The following is an 18870-nucleotide window of genomic DNA, read 5'->3' as shown; positions in this document are numbered from 1 at the left end:
GTCCTCTTCTAATCCTTTTGGTTGGTCATGGATACCTGAGTAACTCCTTACCCCGGAATTTTGAGGGGATACAAAAATATCTCCTTCTCTTCCCACACTCCCCATCCTCCCCACACTTCCCAAACTTCCCACACCCCCCAAACTCCCCAAACTTCCCAAACTCAATTCAGTAACCCCAATGCTTGGTATATCCTGTAAACTGTTGGCATTATTTGATTGATGTCAACCCCGACCAGAAAAAATTGAGTCTCTTATGCCTGCGTTTTTATTAGAAGTTGGTACAGAAGAACTACCTGCAAGTTTTCTCAGCAGCGCCCTAAAGCAACTCCAGGAGCGCGTACCCAAAAGTTTAAGAGAAAATAACGTTAGTTCGGAAGCTGTAGAAGTTTACGGTACTCCCCGACGGTTAGCGGTACTTATTAAAGGTCTACCATCACAACAAGCAGACCGGGAAGAAGAAATCAAAGGTCCGCCCGTTCAAGCAGCTTTTAAAGATGGTCAACCAACTAAAGCCGCAGCAGGTTTTGCCAAAAAGCAAGGGGTTGAAGTTAAAGATTTCACAATTCGCGCGACGGAAAAAGGTGAATTTGTTTTTATTAATAAGCTAATTCCTGGGCGTAAGATCGCGGATATTTTAATGGAATTGGTTTCCCAATGGGTTTGGGGTTTAGAAGGAAAGCGTTTAATGCGTTGGGGTGATGGAGATAAGCGTTTTTCTCGTCCTATTCGTTGGTTGGTAGCTTTGTTAGATGATGCGGTACTACCAATTGAATTTACTAGTGGTTCTGAAACCATTACTAGCGATCGCCTAAGTCGGGGTCACCGGGTTTTACATCCAGGTAATATCAGTATTGCTCAAGCCAAGGATTATGTAACAAATTTGCGTTCTGCTTACGTTTTAGTCGATCCTGCAGAACGGGAAAAGACAATTACTCAACAAGTAAATTCTGAAGTCAAAAAATTAAACGGGGATGTAGAAATATATCCAGATTTACTAGCAGAGGTAACTAATCTGGTTGAATACCCTTGTGCAGTTGTTGGTAACTTTGAACCAGAATATTTAAATTTACCTACAGAGGTAACAACCACTGTAATGGTATCCCATCAACGATATTTTCCAGTTTTCAAAGATAGCGGACACCGGCAATTATTACCAAATTTCGTCACCATCTCTAATGGCGATCCAGCAAAGTCAGATATCATCGCCCGAGGAAACGAAAGGGTGATTCGCGCCCGCTTAGCTGATGGTCAATTCTTTTACAAAACAGATTTATCCAAATCTTTGGAAAGTTTTTTACCAGCACTTGAAACAGTTACTTTCCAAGAGAAATTAGGATCTTTACGGCAAAAGGTTAATAGAATTTGTCAAATTGCTAGCCAAATTTCTACGCAATTAAAGTTAAGCAATGGGGAATCCGAACAAATTCAAAGGGCTGCTTTATTGTGTAAAACCGACTTAGTAACCCAAATGGTCTATGAATTTCCTGAATTACAGGGAATTATGGGACAAAAATATGCTGCTGCTAGTGGCGAACCAGAAACTGTTGCAACGGCTATTTTTGAGCATTATTTACCTAGGGGTGCAGATGATATTTTACCCCAAACCCTTACCGGTCAAGTAGTTGGCTTGGCAGATAGGTTAGACACCTTAGTAGGTATCTTTGGTTTGGGAATGATTCCTAGTGGTTCTTCAGATCCTTTTGCTTTGCGAAGGGCTGCAAATGCTGTAGTTAATATTATCTGGGCGGCAAACCTCAATGTTAACTTACAAAAACTACTACACCAAGTTGTTGCAAATTTTACCGTCGTTCACGAGCAAAATAAAAATCAAGCCGAATTAATTGCTTTGTTGGAAGAATTCTTCCTACAGCGCATCCGCACCTTACTCCAAGAAGAAAAACAAATTGATTACGATTTGGTTAATGCTGTGCTAGGGGAAAACGATCCAGAATATACCCAAAGGGCGTTACAAGATCTATTAGATTTAAGAAACCGCGCTACTTTCTTACAACAAATTCGTGACGATGGAACCTTAGAAAAAATCTATGAAACTGTGAATCGTTCTAGTCGTCTCGCCGGACAGGGAGATTTAGACACAAAGCAGTTAAACCCCAACTCTTTAATTAATCGGGAGTTATTCCAAAAAAATTCTGAAGAAAATTTCTATAATGCCATCGTCGATTTAATTCCTCAAACCGAAGCAGCTCAGCGATCGCGTAATTATCGCAAACTAGTTGTAGCTTTAGAAGAAATTACACCCAGAGTTAGTAATTTTTTTGACGGACCTGAAAGCGTACTGGTTATGGATCCCGATCCAAAAATCAAGCAGAATAGACTACACCTGCTTGGACTACTTCGCAATCATGCCCGCGTGCTAGCAGATTTTGGTGCAATTGTAAAAAATTTGTAGCATTGGTAAATATTTAGGCGTTTAATTTTTCCCAAGAAGCGCTACTATAGGAATCGCTTAACCAGGGATCTCTGCTACAGTCTATGTCCAAAGCTCATGTAATTGGATTAGGAAAATCCGGCGTTGCTGCAGCAAGATTGTTGAAACAGGGGGGCTGGGAGGTAGAAATTGGCGACAGTGGAACCTCTTCAGCCCTGCTGACACAAAAACAAGAACTTGCTCGCGAACAGATAACCGTCAAGTTGGGATATTCACTGGACTTAGAAAGTTCAGATTTGCCCGAATTAATTGTTGTTAGTCCTGGTGTCCCTTGGGATATTCCCCTGTTAGTTAAAGCTAGGGAAATGGGGATCCAAACCATTGGGGAAATGGAACTAGCATGGCGAAATCTAAAATCGATTCCCTGGGTGGGAATTACGGGTACGAATGGGAAAACCACAACTACCTCCTTAATTGCTGCCATATTTCAAGCCGCAGGCTTTTATGCACCAGCTTGTGGCAACATTGGTTATGCAGCTTGCGAAGTAGCACTAGACTACGGGGAACATAAATTAGCAGATCGCAAATTAGCAAATAATACCCATAACACCAAAACACAAACCAAGTATTCCCTAGACTGGTTGGTAGTTGAAATGAGTAGCTATCAAATCGAGTCTTCCTCCACCATTGCTCCCAAAATCGGAGTGTGGACAACTTTTACCCCCGACCATCTCAATCGTCATAAAACCTTAGAGAACTACTACAACATCAAAGCAAGTTTGTTGAAAAATTCTCAATCACAAATATTCAATGGGGACGATCCCCATTTACGAAAATTGGGTTTGGTTCATTGGCAAAATGCTTATTGGACGAGTATTAAAGGTAAAGAAGAACTGGTAAGGAATAAAGGGTTTTACATTACGGATGGTTGGGTTTACCAAGTTACAGAAAACGGTGATGAACCAATCTTAGAAGTATCATCATTAAAAATGGTTGGGGAGCATAACCTGCAAAACCTGCTGCTAGCAGTAGGAACTGCTCGGTTAGCAGGGATTGAAAACAATGTCATAGCCCATGCTGTTAAAGAATTTCCCGGCGTACCCCATCGTCTGGAGCATATCTGTAATTGGCAAGGTATTAAATTCATCAACGATAGTAAAGCCACCAACTATGATGCTGCTGAAGTGGGCTTAGTATCTGTTAAAAGTCCCTTAATTTTGATCGCCGGTGGTGAAGCCAAAGAAGGTGATGATAATGCTTGGTTGGCAAAAATCAAGGCTAAAGCTGCTGCAGTACTACTAATAGGTAACGCTGCACCCCAATTTGCCCAACGCCTGCAAGAAATTGCTTATACCAATTATGAAATAGTTGAAACCATGGAAAATGCAGTTCCTCGTTCGGCAAAATTAGCCCAAGAATTACAAGCCAAGGCTGTATTACTATCTCCTGCTTGTGCTAGTTTCGACAGGTACCGTAACTTTGAGGAACGTGGCAATCATTTCCGCAAGTTATGTTTGACTTGGCAAGAAAATAGTTAATTTTTTAATTGTTTATTTGACTATTTCACTACTTGAATATTTTATTCAAAACTGAGCCTGTCACAGGTCATTTGCCATTAGTTCAGATCGCTAGTTATTTGTTACAAATTCAGGTTATTTATCGTTAGTTTTTAAATTGATTTAAATTGATTTAAATGGCTAATGAATTAAATTTTGGGTTTCAGCTTAGGGGTTTAACTAAAGTATATATAGCAACACTGCGTAACTTGGTTCGGACATAGATGAATCCTGTTTCTCCTACGGACACGCTACACTAACGTTGTAGACGCAATAAAACTTATGAATAGTAAACTTTCGACTTGTAAGTGTTGCTATATATGGGTGTATCTGTCTAAAATATACTTTTTTTCAGTAGATAAACAAATTAGCATAGCGCATGTAAACAAGCAATTAAATGCTAGTAAAAGCAGATGACCGAGACAGATTACTGAAAATAAATTACTCAAGATAAATTGCTAAATATGAATTACTAAACGTATAAATCGCTAAAGATATAAATTACTAAAGATAAATTATTGAAGACAACCGAAAAAATAAATATATACTAGATTATTGATACTTGACTTGTAATATTTGATTTTTAATACTTGATTCTTAAAGTGTATAACTCTGGCTTGCTCGAGTTCATGTTTTATATTTATCATTTTTAAGTGTTTTTAATGTTCCCTCTCCTTCACAACTATGAGCGACTTTGTCAGAGTACCTGCTGAAGGTACTCGCCGTAGGCTAGATTTTCTCAAATCTAAGATTTTAAGTCTAACTAGTGATGTTATTAATTCTGGAGAATATATATCTGGAACAAAGGTCGCAGCATTAGAAAAATATTTAAAGTCGAAATGGGGAAGAAACTCTGTTACCACTAACTCTGGTAATTCCGCTTTACAATTGGCACTGTTAGCTGCTGGTGTTACCCCAGGAGACGAAGTAATAGTACCAGCATTAACTCATATTTCTACTGCCTACGCAGTAAGTGCTGTGGGTGCAATTCCTTCTTTTGTAGATATCGATCCACATACCTTGACCATCGATTTGCAAGCAGTTAGAAATGCAATTCGAGAGGAAACAGTAGCTGTAATTGCTGTACACCTTTACGGTCAAATGGTTGATATGCAGCCTTTAATGGAACTTGCTTCCGAATCCAGGCTGAAAGTTATTGAAGATGTAGCCCATGCGCATGGAGCAAAATACAAAGAGAATTATGCGGGTTGCATCGGCGACTTTGGTTGTTTTTCAATGTATTTGGGCAAAAAATTAGGTGGGTTAGAAGATGGAGGATTTATTACTGTCTCTAATCCTGAAGATGTTTTACAACTGAAAAGTTTGCGAGATCCCGGTAAGGTTGTACTGAACAAATACATTCATCAAGAATTTGGCTTCCGGGCTCGGATGGGTGAGTTTACTGCAGCTGTGATTGGTTTAGAACTAGAATTTTTGGAAGATTGGAACTGTTGTCACCAAGAAATTGCTGCTCGTTATAATGCTGCATTTGCATCTTTACCTTTCCAAACTCCTACAGTCAAGGATGAATGCAGTCGCACATTTTACAAATATGTTATTTTGCTTGATTCCGTACAAGAGCGTTTGGCTTTAGAAAATCGCCTAGAAGCATTAGGAATTCAAACAGAAAATCTATTTTCTAGAACTATTCCAGAACAACCTGTATATGCACTGGGTTTACCTTGTCGGGTAGAACCTCTCACCGTTGCTAAAGAACTCGCAGGGCGTTTATTAAGTTTACCCATATATCCGGAGCTTGAAGAGCGAGAAGTAGACGCTGTAATTAATGCTACGCATCAAGCTTACAAAAAAGTTTTAGTTGTTGATTGATAAAAACAGTTCATATATTATTGCTAGCGATCGCATGAGTACATAGTAACTGCGATCGTTATAACTACTCGGGGAAAAATTAATGAGATGGTGAGTGTGGGAAGTTTGGGAAGTGTGAGGAGTTTGGAATTTTGCTCCCCGGATCCCCTAGGTGAAGTTATACCAAATCCGATTTTTAAAACCCCCTTATATTCTTTGGGATTTCCCCCCACACCTCCCACACCTCCCACACTTCCCTCTCTCAATTCTAAAAAGGGGTAGTGAACCCGCACTTAGTATTAGTTATAGGCGCGGTCTATTTTAACTTTTAACTTGAGTGTAGTGCCATAAGTTCTCTATAACTCAATATTAAATATATCAATATAAATAATTTTGCCTAAATACTTATATGCGAATTAGGGTTTATGGGCACCTAGAATAAAAATAATTACCTTTTACTAATTAAGACTAAAAAGATTTCAAATATAATTAGTGCTCTAATCTCGAGCAAATTAAACATTTTAGCTAACTATAAATCTCCATCATTTAAACTCAGATAATACTTTAATTAATTTGCAAATCATCATGTAAATATTTTTCGGTGTATACACTGGAGGCAAATATATTTTGAAGTTAATAATATGATTATATTCACGTCTCTGACTGTGAGTATGGCTGATTAAATCAGCCATTGTTGCTGATTGTTGGGAAGGTGTAGTGGCACCCCTTAGGGTGTTTTCTGCATAACGGGCATCCTCAAAAGATGCCCTTCTTTATTTATTTAATCTCTTTGATTTACAAAAAAACTAAATCAAATAAACCAGAAACGTTCACAAATAAAATTTTATAGACGATTGAGAGTTAAATATATTTAATTTATACTCATCTAAAAAATACTTAATTATTTATATTTTATATTTATTGATTAATTATTATGATTTTGATGCATACAACTGACATCAAAATCAAGCAGATAAAAATTACCAATCATCAATAGTTAATTACCAAAGCTCGACAAAGTATGCTAATGATATAGAAAATTAATAAAATTTTGAATTAGCAGCCAATTCCATGTTTTCTCAAGCTGATTTTCTGCAGTTTACCCAATGGTCAGGAATCGCCACTGTAGTATTTGCTGTTTTAGCTTTACTAGCTTTTATCCTTAAATGGGGTATTCGTTTCCGATTAGTAGGTACAACTGGTTTTATGTTAGTACTGACAGCAGGTTTATTTGCATTATCCCTTGCACCCTTAACACGAACAGTGGTTCCCGGAGCCCTCCGCTACAGTTTAGTTTATGATAATGGAGCCACAAAAGCAGTCATTGCCACCCCTGTTGAGATTACTCGTTCTGAATTAGAAGCAACTTTACAACAAGCTGCAAGCGATTTATTTTCCTATGGTCGTCTAGCAAGCAGAGGTGAAGATAAATTAATCATCAGAGCGCGGACAGTAATTCATCCAGAAGAAGGTTTATCAGTCCCACTTTATTTAGGTGAAGTCAAACGGTCTCTTGCTAGTCGTGAAGACTCACAGATGGAAATCGAAATCTATCAAGCGAATTTCGAGCGTTTAACGCAATTATCAGCCTAGGGAAATAAATATTTAGTCTAGCCAGGGAAAGAGGTGAAAGTCCTACTGCGGAAATATTCTTCAGTTCTCAAATGCTTCTCAGCCTCAAATTCCCTATATTTTTGATGCTATTAACTCATTGAGATTAGTTACTAAAAAATTTAAGTAAGTTTTTTTCAAATCTATTTAAATCCATATTCACGTAGAGATGTGATTCTGTAAGTCTCTTTAGAATACACTTTAGATGAAGCTATCCCGATACTAGAAGAAAGTCCAATTTGACAACATACTTTAAAATCATCACCTAGTCATTGAAGCAAAAAATGAGTGGGAAAATAAGACAAAGTAATTTTGATGCTTTAAAATTTTTTTGTAACTCAAGACACAATTTGTCAAAAAGTTAGGTAAAATATTGGCATCAAAAATAATCGCACATATAGAAACAGGAAGAATTTTATTTTGATTGTAGTGGATTGTTACTTTAAAAACACCAGCAATTACGCACAGACAACGCAATTTACAGCCGTTGCGATATAAGAAAGCATTCACCGTTTACCTTTTGTGCGGCTCAGGCGCTGTTCATCTCAAACGATTAAAATAAGTCCCAAAGGGACTCCCTATGCTAGGGTAATTAGTGCTTAAGTACTAAACACTTATTAGCTACTAATAAGTCAATAAATAGGTAAACATTGCATTTTTTCTACGCTTACACTTAAGATTTAAGAACGTTAATTGAATTTAAGAAAGTTAATTGATATCACAAATAAAATACTGATTTATCTGGACTAAGAAGTTAAACAAATTCACTCTTGGTTAAAATCGTAATAACTGATAACACAAGCAGCCAGATCGCATTCAATAAGTCGTCAATTAGAAATTGCCACCAAAAAGAATAATATTTTTCATTCTTCTAGAAACCTAGAAGTCTTGGTATTTTTAATTAGTTATATGCCTAATCAACTCACAGAAAAGTCATCAACTCCAACTTCCAATTCTTTGCTTACTCTTGCAGTTGCTCCAGCAAAAGTGATGCGTGGTTCTGGAATTTTAGCAGACTCATCATCAATTATTAAAAATTTGGGAAATCGTCCTTTATTAGTCGCAGGAAAAAAAAGCTTTAGCTTAGCTGAAACACACCTGCAGCCGATAATGGATGCAAAAGAACTCAATTTTGCCAAGTCTTATTACACTCCCGATTGCTCGGAAGCAAGTCTCAAAACTTTGCATAAAGCAGCAAAAGAGCACAAAGCCAATGTTATTGTTGGCGTCGGTGGTGGTAAAGCTTTAGATACAGCTAAATTGCTAGCCCATCAATTAAATTTGCCCGTTGTAACAATTCCGACTTCAGCTGCTACCTGTGCTGCTTGGACCGCACTATCAAATGTATATTCTGATGACGGAGCATTTATTTACGATGTGGGGTTAGCAAGCTGTCCCGATTTATTGATATTGGATTATGAATTAATCAAAACTGCTCCCCAACGAACTCTAGTTGCAGGTATTGGTGATGCGATCGCTAAATGGTATGAAGCTTCCGTCAGCAGCGGACACTCAGAGGAAACTTTAATTATTGCAGCGGTTCAACAAGCACGAGTTTTACGAGATATTTTACTACAGAAATCTTCCGCAGCCCTGCGATCGCCAGGAAGCGATATTTGGTGTCAAGTTGTCGATGCGACAGTTTTGCTCGCTGGGGTCATTGGGGGAATTGGTGGAGCCCAGTGCCGTACAGTTGCAGCCCATGCCGTACATAATGGTTTAACTCATGTTTGCGGGCGTGGAAGCATTCACGGGGAAAAGGTTGCTTATGGAATTTTAGTTCAATTACGCCTAGAGGAAATGTTACAGGGCAATCAGCTCGCAATGGCAGCACGACAACAGTTGTTAAAGTTCTACGCAGAGATTGGATTACCTCAAAAGCTAGCAGACTTAGACTTGGGTGAAATTACTTTGACACAGTTACAAAATGTTGCCCAAATCACTCTAAATCCAAGCTCTGATATTCACCGGTTACCATTTTCAGTTTCCCTGGAACAGTTGATGGCTGCAATGGTTTCCACTACAGCACCAATTGATACGAAAGAATCAACAAATTGTATATCCCTGAGCGGATTGAATAGTGAGGTGGAACAATGAGCTTAAATTGGATCGCCCCAGCCCAACGCATTCAGAAATTGCCTCCTTACGTATTTGCCCGTCTTGACGAACTCAAAGCAAAGGCTAGAGAACAGGGTTTAGATTTGATCGATTTAGGGATGGGTAACCCGGATGGTGCAACTCCACAACCAGTAGTTGAAGCTGCGATCGAAGCTTTGCAAAATCAAAGAAATCATGGTTACCCCCCTTTTGAAGGTACTGCCAATTTTCGTCGAGCAATTACCAATTGGTACTATCGTCGCTACGATGTGAAATTAGATCCGGATAGTGAAGCTTTACCGCTACTGGGATCTAAAGAAGGATTGGCTCATTTAGCAATTGCTTATATTAATCCTGGCGATTTGGTTCTAGTCCCAACTCCCGCATATCCAGCACATTTCCGTGGACCTGTCATTGCTGGCGGTCAAGTTCACAATCTAGTTTTAAAACCTGATAATGGCTGGTTGATTGATTTAGCTAGCATACCAGATGAAGTTGCCAAAAAAGCAAAAATTCTTTACTTTAACTATCCTAGTAATCCCACAGCAGCTACCGCACCGAGGGAATTTTTTGAAGAAATCGTTGCTTTTGCTCGCAAATACGAAATTCTTCTGGTACACGATCTGTGTTATGCAGAACTGGCTTTTGACGGCTATCAACCGACTAGTTTACTAGAAATTCCTGGAGCAAAGGATATTAGTGTGGAATTTCACACCATGTCTAAGACCTATAATATGGCCGGATGGCGAGTTGGATTTGTTGTTGGTAACCGCCACATCATCCAAGGTTTAAGGACATTAAAAACTAACTTAGACTATGGAATTTTTGCCGCATTGCAAACTGCAGCGGAAACAGCTTTACAATTACCAGATAGTTACCTGCAAGAAGTACAACAGCGATATCGTACTCGTCGGGATTTTTTGATTAAAGGTTTGGCCGATTTAGGTTGGCAGATTCCCAAAACTAAAGCTACCATGTATATCTGGGTCCCATGTCCAGCCAAAATTGGTTCTACAGACTTTGCTCTCGATGTGCTGCAGCAAACCGGAGTAGTTGTAACACCTGGTAATGCATTTGGTGTCGGTGGTGAAGGATATGTGCGAATCAGTTTAATTGCCGAATGCGAGCGATTAGGTGAAGCGTTACACCGATTTAAACAAGCTGGTATTCATTACTAAGCGTTGTTATTTTTGCCTGCATTCGAAGTCAATATAAAACACAATTAGGCAACATTAAGTAATGCAAGCACAAACACCTCCCGTTCTTAACACTAATTTGATTGCCGCTGGTTTTCATGCTCTTTCTGAACCTTTGCGGATTAAAGTCCTAGAAATACTGCGCAAGCAGGAAATGTGTGTTTGTGATTTGTGCGACATTTTAAAAGTCAGTCAGTCAAAATTGTCTTTTCACCTCAAAACACTTAAACTGGCTGGCTTAGTTCGTACTCGTCAAGAAGGCAGGTGGATTTACTACAGCCTTAATCTCAGTCAATTTATTGTTTTAGAACAGTATTTAGCTGATTATCGTCGCTTTAGTCAAATATTGCCTGCTAATCCTTGTGGTAATGAATATGAGTAAATAAAGTAGCAAACAAATTAAATTATAGCTATCTTCAAATACGTAATGAACGGGTAGAGACGTTATATTTACGCGTCTCTACCAGTTTTTTAGTTAGTTGTTGATATGTAATATTAATTGGGTATCTTATTATTTAAATGTAATCTAAATCACGTTATACTACTAATTCTTATTTATTCTTCGGAATGATTGACATATCAATTTTTATTGAAATAACATAATGGGTATACATATTGTTTCTTCATTTTTTAATATGGAAACCCTATTCCTAGGTGGTAATGAGATCGAATAAGAAGGGTAATTTACTTAAAATACCAATCCATTATTCCCGAGAGGCGCTAGCAGAAGGGATTGGAACTTTTATTTTAGTTTTTGCTGGTACTGGTGCGGTAATGGTAAACGGCATTAGTAATGGTGCTATTAGTCACTTGGGTATAAGTTTTGTTTTTGGAAGTGTTGTGGCTGCTTTAATTTACGGTATAGGTCATATCAGTGGAGCACATCTCAATCCTGCAGTCACATTAGCTTTTTGGACCAGTGGTTTTTTCCCGAGGAAGCAAGTTCCTTCCTATATTTTTGCACAACTGATTGGCGCGATCGCTGCCTCAAGCTTATTATGTGCAAGCTTGGGAAAAGTCAATAACTTGGGTGCGACCCTACCTCTGAACGATAATTGGTTGCAATCTCTGATTTTAGAGATTGTTCTTACCTTTATTTTGATGTTCGTAATTTTTGGTTCTGGGCTTGACCGTCGAGCTCACATCGGATTTGCAGGTTTAGCAATCGGTTTAACGGTAGGACTTGAAGCTGCATTTATGGGACCAATCACTGGTGCAAGTATGAATCCAGCACGTTCTTTTGGTCCAGCTTTAGTGGGAGGTATTTGGCAATATCACTGGGTATATTGGGTTGCTCCAATAGTGGGAGCGCAATTAGCAGCAATTGTTTATGGCGTGCTTTCAAACGGATTTAGGGATGTTAAGTAGGAGATTGAAATAGAGCCTTTTTCGCTCCTAAGTTCTGCTGTATAATAATCAACTCATTAATATAATTTGTTTGATCGAATGCAATGGTTAACTCAGACTCTCCACCCAGAATCTTATTTTTATATGGCTCTTTACGAAAACGTTCCTACAGTAGACTTTTAGCAGAAGAAGCCGCACGAATTATTGGAGGATTTGGTGCAGAAGTTAAATTCTTCGACCCACGTGAATTACCTGTTCGTGACAGTGTTCTAGAAACCCATCCAAAAGTGCAAGAATTGCGGGAACTTAGCCAATGGTCTCAAGGTCAAGTGTGGTCGTCTCCCGAAATGCACGGTAATATTACTGGAATTTTAAAAAATCAAATTGATTGGATTCCTTTAACTATAGGTTCAGTTAGACCAACCCAAGGTAAAACTTTAGCCGTTATGCAGGTTTCTGGTGGTTCTCAGTCTTTCAACGCAGTTAATACATTACGAATTTTAGGGCGTTGGATGCGGATGTTTACCATACCCAACCAATCTTCTGTAGCCAAAGCATATCAAGAATTTAACGAAGATGGGACAATGAAAGACTCACCATATCGTGACAGAGTAATTGACGTTATGGAAGAACTCTACAAATTTACTTTGTTATTACGCGATCAATCAGATTACCTTACAGATCGTTACAGCGAACGCAAAGAGAAAGCACTTAAGCAAAGTAAAAGTATAGAAAACTGTTTACCTAAATTTGTGAATTGAGTTAAATAAAGCCTACAGTTTCTAAAAAACATTCAAAATTTTCTGAGTAAATCTATTACTATTAACAACTAATCACACCATGAAAAAAGTCATGTTTGTTTGTAAGAAAAACTCCCGTCGTTCTCAAATGGCGGAAGGATTTTCTCGAAGTTTAGGGAAAGGAAAAATTTCTGTTGTCAGTTCTGGTTTAGAAGCAAGTTACGTCGATCCCAAAACAGTAGAGATTATGGCAGAAATTGGAATTGATATTAGCAACCAAACTTCTCAGGCTTTAAGTGATTTTAATCCCGGGGACTACGATGCAGTGATTTCTCTATGTGGATGTGGCGTAAATCTACCTCCTGAATGGGTAACGCGAGAAGTGTTTGAAGATTGGCAACTTGACGATCCTGAAGGTCATGGGATCGAAACATTTCGACGTATCCGGGATGAAGTTAAGCAAAGAGTTGAAAAACTAATTGCTGCTTTGAGTTAGTTTCAAACCTTAATCACTAGCGCATAAAAGTTTATACTCAAAACTCGCTCGGTATTAAATTTAATTTTAATTTTCTATAGAGATATGACAGAGTATAAATGGGTGATTGCAGTCAGAACATTCCAGCGAGAGGTTTGTGCCAACACCATATTAGGCTCTAAATGAGGTTAGTCATAACCTCTGTCACGTCTCTACAGACTACCAATGTAATAGTTGTGGCACTTAAGCAAGATTTAAGTGGCAGGACAGAATTAATTACACTGTGTCATTTTATTCGTATTAGAAATGATTGGGTAAGAAAGATAAAAGATTGGGAATTAGAAAGCTCTAAGGAAACGGCTTAAATAGATTTTGAAACTGATAAATTTTGAGACTGATAGATTTTGAGAGTGAGAATGTTTTTAATATCTATCTTTTGAGTATCTACCTGGGAATTTGTGTTAAGCAACGAAGGAATTAGTTTTCATTAAGATATTAACTACAGAAAGGAATTCAAAATCGTTGCAATATTCATTTTGCGATAAGCCCATAGGGCATCGCAATAAATGGAGTGATAGAAGATTTACAGTTGTGCACTCACGTATAAATCACTCTTAACCTAAAACTAGGTTAACTTTGGTCGACACTGACAAGAGCCATCAGAGTATGTCCAACTCCTAATCCTTTTTGAGTGGAAACTTCTAAGTTATGTAAGTACTTAGCCAGAATTGGCTCGATGATACTAGCGCGGATATTTTCAACTTGAGAATTATCGAGCGACTCTTTTAATTCTTTAGTCAAACCTTGAAATTCAGTGGGTAGAGTAGATTCACATCCATGGACAGTTTCTCCACAAAGTATTGCAGCCTCTCTTATTAATTGATTCCACCAACCTTGAAAAGTTTTAAAGAAATCAATGATTTCGGCTGGTGCTTCTCCCAACTGCACGTCAAACATAAGTTGTTCAAAATCTGTAGTACAATCCACATCCATCAAACTATTAACTAAGTTTCGGTAACGAGATAAGTTCGGAGTAAACTCTCCTGTTGAGGTGTGTCTTCCAACCATTACAGAACGGTCGAAAAACTCTATATTTGACAATTTACAATTCGCTTGTGCTGCTGCTTCATGAATTAGTTGATTTAACTCCTGTGCAGAATAAAAACTCATAGGTGTAAAATCGGCTTCTCCATCGCTTTGGAAAAAGTTCATCCGATAATCCCAACGACTTAAATTCCACTTAGATACCCACTCAATGGAATATTTCCCCAGAACATCAACCACAACCGCAGATCGGGTGTTATGACGACGGATATTTTCAAATATGTTCTGTAGGGCTATTTGTAATTCTGCTGGAGTCAAATGAGAATAAGGGACTCCACAAGAAAGGTACAACTTAAAGGCTTCGTCAGGAAGACTTTGACGAATATCTCCTTGTAAGAACCTTACATAATTACGATGAGAGTGAATAGAACGCGCAGTTTCACACATATCTTGACAAATATCAATGCCAAGATAGTCAATATCATCATCTAAATTTAAACCAGACTCTTTCATTAATTTGCTGGTCAGTAGAGATATTCCGTCCCCAGTTCCACTTCCTATATCTAAAACTTCTAGAGAATTCCCTAAACGATATTCCGTTTGTTCTATAGCTTTACGATAAACCATACAAGAGAATGGTTCTTCCCAATTGACCTTTACTGCATCACGTCTGCTAGGTGATAAATAGTGGTCGGTAGCTTTAGACTTACCATAAACTTTGACAATTTCTTGAGTTTTGGTGCTCATGGTGAACTTTAAGAAACTTTAGCTACATTTTTTATTATCTACCCCAATTGGAATTATGTACAATAATGTACCAATTAATAGAAGTCTCAAATAATCTGTATTCCTTGCTCTATATAGGTTAAAAAATTTTTTAATTTTAATTTTTATCACCTAATTTAGGATATTTAAATTGGTAATTAACAAAGAGCTGAAGTAACCTTAATCAACTTTAGTATTACTGTTGACCTATACTCAATAATAAGTTTGACTAGGGAGGATATGGATAATTTAATTGGTGAACGCGAGGTTAAAAATAACCTCAAAATTCTGTGAATTATAATCATATCACCGCATAGTAATGGATATTATTAAAACATTTAATTTTTGATATTTAGCATTTGCTGAAAAGCTAACATTTAATTTTTAATCTACCGTTAGGTATAATTTTAAGTCCGATTCAAATAAGCACAACCGTCGATTTCTCAAAAATTGCTCGTCATGATCGTTGTATATTTATTAATTAAAATAATGCTATAAACCTTTATACTGCAAGCTTTACAGCCTATATACTCTGAGTATATAAGTTACTTTAAGCATAATTTAAGTTCTCGTACATATCTACTTGCTAATGTAATTGTCGAAACCTAATTATTTTTTGATTAACTTAATATTTTATCTATTTTTTCAATTTAAGTATGTGCTCTTAGGCTCAATGGCATTATATTTGTTTATGAAAATTAGCAATAATTGGCAATTTAAACTCAATTATGGATATTTTTTAATATTTACTAGTGAATTAATGATATAAGAGCTTCAATAATCTTCTATACAAAATATATTGAATAATTATTTGCTGCGATCGCTGTAAATATGGACTACAGGCAAAATTTTAATATTAGACTAAGATTTCTTTAAATTTAGTGACTTAAGCTAAAATATAGTTATCCAATTCACAGGAGTCGATAGTAATGCAAATCAATCGACATCCCAAAAATTCACTTAATTCAGAAGTTGAAAATATATCTCTTGAAGGATATAAGTTTAACTGGTTTGACTGGTTTTGTGTATGGTATCCACCAGGATGGTTAATTTTATTCAATCGTCATTGGCAACACTATCACGAAGACCCAGATGGGTGGAATTGGTTGGAATATTTACTATTTTTAATACCTGCAGGTTTTTACATTGCACTATTTATACGCTGGTTGCGTCTTGGTTTTCGTCCGCCAAAACGACGCCATAGTGCGTTCAATCCCCAGTATCAGCAAGCCTTTAGAGAAGAAATATTAGCACCAATTGTTAAATCTTATTTTCGTGCAGAGTTACATTTATCAGAAAATTTACCTAAAAGTGAAAATATAATTTTCGCGATGAATCATGCGGGAATGTGTTTTCCGTGGGATTTTGTGGTGTTGGGCTATTTATTGGCTGAGAAAAAAGGGTGGATTGTACAACCTTTAGCTGGTGTATCTTTATTTGAACATCCTTGGATGATTTGGTGGTTACCTTCAGGATGGTCCCAAGTATTAGGTGGGATCAAAGCCCAGAAAAAAGATTTTCAAAGTGCTGTCGAACAAAATCGTATTTTACTCTACGCTCCGGAAGGTCTGAGAGGACCAAGCAAAGGATGGGGAAAACGCTATCAGTTAGAAAAATTTGACCCAAGTTTTATCCATATCAGCCAAAAAAATTGTATGAAGATTGTACCGGTTATTTGTATTGGTAACGAAAATCTTCATCCTTGGACTATTAATATTAGTAGACTACAAAGAAAATTACAAAATTTACTTAAATTACCTTTTCTACCATTATCACCTCTCTTACCTATTTTTATGCTTTTCCCTTCCATGGGTGTTTGGGCTGCAAAAAGTCGTTTGCATTATTTTATTGAGTCTTGGATCGAAGCAGAAGCAATCGAATCCCTGCAAACAACAGAAGAAACAAACTTACGGAAGAAGATTTATTGTCAAGCTCAAAAGCTACGCGCACAAATGCAAGAACAGATTAATATAAGACTTAAATTGATAAAGCCTTAATTGATTGATTTAAAAGTAGCAGATAATACTTTAAATGTTGGTTTAGAGCCTGATAACATAAAAAAAATATTTTTGTATAACAATTTACCTTGCACTGAAATGAATTGCTGATACTTTTTAAACGAGTTGAACAATCTAAGTAGAGTTTCTCGAAATATTATTTTGGAACTAATATTTTGGGCAATAATATCTTGGACCATAATCTTTTGTAATTATCCTTAAATCTCATAGTATCGGGGCTTTTTTCAGTTTTTCTCATTCATATAAAACTTCATATGGAAATAAAAAGAGTATGTATTCTTGGTGCAGGTATTAGTGGTTTAGTTGCAGCCAAAACATTTATCGAAGATGGTTACCAAGTGACTGTTTTTGAGAAACAGTCTAATATTGGTGGAGTATGGGAATGCTCTAGAACTTATCCAGAGTTGACAACCCATAATCCTCGAAATACATATTGTTTTACTGACTATCCCTTCCCTCAAGAATATCCAGAGTTTCCTACTGCAGAGCAGATGAGGAATTATTTGCAATCCTATGCAAATAGTTTTGGTGTTACCGAACGGATTTTTTTTCAAACAGAAGTCACGAATATATACAGAAAAATAGGTAACAAAATCATCTGGGTAGTAGAAGCAAACGTCAAAGATGAAAAAGAGAACCGGGTCAGAAAAAAAATATATGACTTTGATTTTGTTTTGATATGTAATGGTGTATTTAATCTTCCCAAAATTCCCAAGCTAGCGAATAGATCGGAATTCGAGTCATGTGGTGGAAAGATACTTCATTCTAGCCAGCTCAATGACCTATCAATTTTAGATGAGAAAAAAGTAATTATCGTTGGTTTTGGTAAATCTGCAACTGAAATTTCAGTCATCGCAGCTGATAGAGCTTCTTCATGTACTCTAATTTTTCGGCGTTCTTTATGGAAGATTCCGAAGTATTTATTCAACAAAATTCCTTATCAGCAAATTTTCTTCACTCGTTTTGCAGAAATTTGGTTACTTTATCTTAGACCCGTAGGAATCGAAAAATTACTTCATTCTTTTGGTAAACCTTTGGTATGGGCTTTCTGGCGCGTCCAAGAGATAATAGTCAGATCGAAATTTAGTCTCAAGAGTTACAAGCTTATACCTAAAAAACCTATGAATAGCATGCTAAACCATACTGCTAATTTAGTTACAGATTATTTTTACAAGTATATTCGAACCGGGAAAATAGATACAAGAAAAGCAGAGATTAGCAATTTTTTTTCTGGTGGTGTAGAACTAAATTCAGGTGAAACTTTAGCCGCTGATATTGTCATTTTTGGAACTGGATTCCGCCAGGATATTTCCTTCTTGGAGGAAAAGTATCGTCATTGGATAGTCGATGAAGAAGGTAATTTTCATTTATACAAACATATGATTCACCCAGACATTCCCAATCTGGGTTTTTTAGGGTATAACTCCAGCATCTTTTGCCAGTTAACCTCAGAGGTCGGAAGTTGGTGGTTATCCCAATACTGCAGAGGTAAGTTATTCTTACCTTCGCGCTCGCAAATGTACAAAGCAATGCATATAAATTTTCGGTGGAACAAAAAAAATCTACCTAATAGTTTAGCCTACGGTATTTGTGTATCTCCATTCAATTTCCATTACCTAGAAAATCTGATTGAAGATATGGGTTTTAATATTTATAGTACAAAGAGTAAGTATATTCAGAACATGATGAATACTATAGAACCATATGCATACAATTGTATTCGAAGAGTATTACGCAATAAAATAAATTGATATATAAGTTATTTCTCATAAATTGATCGCTGGCTAAAAAATTATCTTTTGTAAGATTATCAGAAAAAACAA

At 37.0% G+C, this 18870-nt stretch carries 15 protein-coding genes; 13 read left to right on the top strand and 2 right to left on the bottom strand.

Annotation, left to right across the window (positions count from 1 at the left end; translation table 11 throughout):
• The first annotated feature begins 253 nt into the window (after window positions 1-253).
• From glyS to BC008_RS20190, 3 genes are all read left to right on the top strand, one after another.
• The gene (glyS, locus tag BC008_RS20200; RefSeq protein WP_027846259.1) at window positions 254-2410 is read left to right on the top strand and encodes a glycine--tRNA ligase subunit beta; all 2157 of its coding nucleotides are present in this window, start codon (window positions 254-256) and stop codon (window positions 2408-2410) included.
• Between the two features lie 83 nt (window positions 2411-2493).
• Complete coding sequence (gene murD / locus BC008_RS20195) at window positions 2494-3927, top strand: UDP-N-acetylmuramoyl-L-alanine--D-glutamate ligase (protein ID WP_027846260.1); 1434 nt, start codon at window positions 2494-2496, stop codon at window positions 3925-3927.
• Window positions 3928-4629: 702 nt separating this feature from the next.
• Window positions 4630-5775, top strand: a complete 1146-nt coding sequence (locus BC008_RS20190; protein WP_027846261.1) for a DegT/DnrJ/EryC1/StrS family aminotransferase — start codon at window positions 4630-4632, stop codon at window positions 5773-5775.
• 23 nt (window positions 5776-5798) lie between these two features.
• On the opposite strand, the gene BC008_RS48490 is transcribed toward BC008_RS20190, so the two are convergent.
• On the bottom strand, window positions 5799-6020 hold the full coding sequence (locus BC008_RS48490; RefSeq protein ID WP_161938137.1) for a hypothetical protein: 222 nt from the start codon (window positions 6018-6020) through the stop codon (window positions 5799-5801).
• Window positions 6021-6825: 805 nt separating this feature from the next.
• Here BC008_RS48490 and BC008_RS20185 point away from each other — a divergent pair.
• The 8 genes from BC008_RS20185 to BC008_RS49585 all read left to right on the top strand — a co-directional run bounded on the left by BC008_RS20185 (window position 6826) and on the right by BC008_RS49585 (window position 13585).
• The gene (locus tag BC008_RS20185; protein ID WP_027842677.1) at window positions 6826-7347 is read left to right on the top strand and encodes a Ycf51 family protein; all 522 of its coding nucleotides are present in this window, start codon (window positions 6826-6828) and stop codon (window positions 7345-7347) included.
• Window positions 7348-8274: 927 nt separating this feature from the next.
• Window positions 8275-9462 carry an iron-containing alcohol dehydrogenase family protein gene (locus BC008_RS20180; protein ID WP_027842678.1) on the top strand — a complete coding sequence of 396 codons (1188 nt, stop codon included), beginning with the start codon at window positions 8275-8277 and terminating at the stop codon, window positions 9460-9462.
• Window positions 9459-10640: an aspartate aminotransferase gene (locus BC008_RS20175; protein ID WP_027842679.1), complete on the top strand. Its 1182-nt coding sequence runs from the start codon at window positions 9459-9461 to the stop codon at window positions 10638-10640. Before BC008_RS20180 ends, BC008_RS20175 begins: the two co-directional genes overlap by 4 nt.
• 61 nt (window positions 10641-10701) lie before the next feature.
• Entirely contained in the window at window positions 10702-11040 is a 339-nt protein-coding gene (locus BC008_RS20170) for an ArsR/SmtB family transcription factor (protein ID WP_027842680.1), read from the top strand.
• 278 nt (window positions 11041-11318) lie between these two features.
• Entirely contained in the window at window positions 11319-12026 is a 708-nt protein-coding gene (locus tag BC008_RS20165) for an MIP/aquaporin family protein (protein WP_027842681.1), read from the top strand.
• Between the two features lie 83 nt (window positions 12027-12109).
• Window positions 12110-12766 (top strand): arsenical resistance protein ArsH, encoded by a 657-nt coding sequence (arsH, locus tag BC008_RS20160; RefSeq protein WP_027842682.1) that lies wholly within the window; start codon window positions 12110-12112, stop codon window positions 12764-12766.
• Window positions 12767-12845: 79 nt separating this feature from the next.
• Window positions 12846-13241, top strand: a complete 396-nt coding sequence (gene arsC, locus BC008_RS20155; RefSeq protein ID WP_027842683.1) for an arsenate reductase, glutathione/glutaredoxin type — start codon at window positions 12846-12848, stop codon at window positions 13239-13241.
• Window positions 13242-13402: 161 nt separating this feature from the next.
• The gene (locus BC008_RS49585; RefSeq protein WP_058183793.1) at window positions 13403-13585 is read left to right on the top strand and encodes a hypothetical protein; all 183 of its coding nucleotides are present in this window, start codon (window positions 13403-13405) and stop codon (window positions 13583-13585) included.
• A gap of 265 nt (window positions 13586-13850) precedes the next feature.
• Here BC008_RS49585 and BC008_RS20145 read toward each other — a convergent pair whose 3' ends face one another.
• Window positions 13851-15011 (bottom strand): class I SAM-dependent methyltransferase, encoded by a 1161-nt coding sequence (locus BC008_RS20145; RefSeq protein ID WP_058183792.1) that lies wholly within the window; start codon window positions 15009-15011, stop codon window positions 13851-13853.
• A gap of 947 nt (window positions 15012-15958) precedes the next feature.
• Here BC008_RS20145 and BC008_RS20140 point away from each other — a divergent pair.
• Both BC008_RS20140 and BC008_RS20130 read left to right on the top strand, forming a co-directional pair.
• Entirely contained in the window at window positions 15959-17026 is a 1068-nt protein-coding gene (locus tag BC008_RS20140; protein WP_027842685.1) for a 1-acyl-sn-glycerol-3-phosphate acyltransferase, read from the top strand.
• Window positions 17027-17301: 275 nt separating this feature from the next.
• Window positions 17302-18798 (top strand): flavin-containing monooxygenase, encoded by a 1497-nt coding sequence (locus BC008_RS20130; RefSeq protein WP_027842687.1) that lies wholly within the window; start codon window positions 17302-17304, stop codon window positions 18796-18798.
• The last annotated feature ends 72 nt before the right edge of the window (window positions 18799-18870 follow it).

It is taken from the genome of Mastigocoleus testarum BC008, assembly GCF_001456025.1.
Lineage (GTDB): Bacteria > Cyanobacteriota > Cyanobacteriia > Cyanobacteriales > Nostocaceae > Mastigocoleus > Mastigocoleus testarum.
This window is presented reverse-complemented; position numbering and strand designations above follow the sequence as displayed.